Annotated in this window: 1 protein-coding gene; it reads left to right on the top strand. The window is 81.1% G+C overall.

The window, feature by feature from the left end; all coding sequences use genetic code 11:
* Window positions 1-104 precede the first annotated feature (104 nt).
* Window positions 105-305, top strand: a complete 201-nt coding sequence (locus ACIRVF_RS40295) for an acyl-CoA carboxylase epsilon subunit (protein ID WP_402829556.1) — start codon at window positions 105-107, stop codon at window positions 303-305.
* Window positions 306-450: the final 145 nt, after the last annotated feature.

Raw genomic sequence — 450 nt, 5'->3', positions numbered from 1 at the left:
CCCCGTTTTAACCCAGGCCTCCCCCCCCCCCCCCCCCCCCCCCCCCCCCCCCCCCCCCCCCCGGGGGGGGGCCCGTCGGGGTTCCCACACCCGGAGGCCCCGGAATGCCCCACCGCACCCCCCTCTTCCGCACCGACCGCACCGACCTCACCCCCGAGGAGATCGCCACCCTCACCCTCCTTCTCCTTAACCACCGGGGAGCCCAACCCGCCACCAGACCCCGACCCGCCCCCCGCAGAGTCCGCTGGCACGACGTCTCCCTCAAACCCCCCACACCCACCACCTCCTGGCACATCGTCGCCTGACCCCACGGCCCCGCCGCCCCCGCGCCGGGGCCGTACCCGTGCCCGCCCCCACCCCGTGGGCGCGCGGGGCCCCGCCCCCCGCGCCCCCCCCACCCCCCCCCCCCCACCCCCCCCCCCCCCCCCGGGGCGCGCGACCCACCCCCCC

This window comes from Kitasatospora sp. NPDC101157 (assembly GCF_044768255.1).
In the GTDB taxonomy this organism is placed as follows: domain Bacteria; phylum Actinomycetota; class Actinomycetes; order Streptomycetales; family Streptomycetaceae; genus Kitasatospora.
The sequence above is the reverse complement of the archived record's forward strand: the minus strand, read 5'-3'. Positions and strand labels throughout refer to the sequence as shown.

What these genes read in the sequence shown, in the direction of transcription:
- ACIRVF_RS40295 (WP_402829556.1), top strand. Translation starts at nt 105, where the DNA reads ATGCCCCACCGCACCCCCCTCTTCCGCACCGACCGCACCGACCTCACC.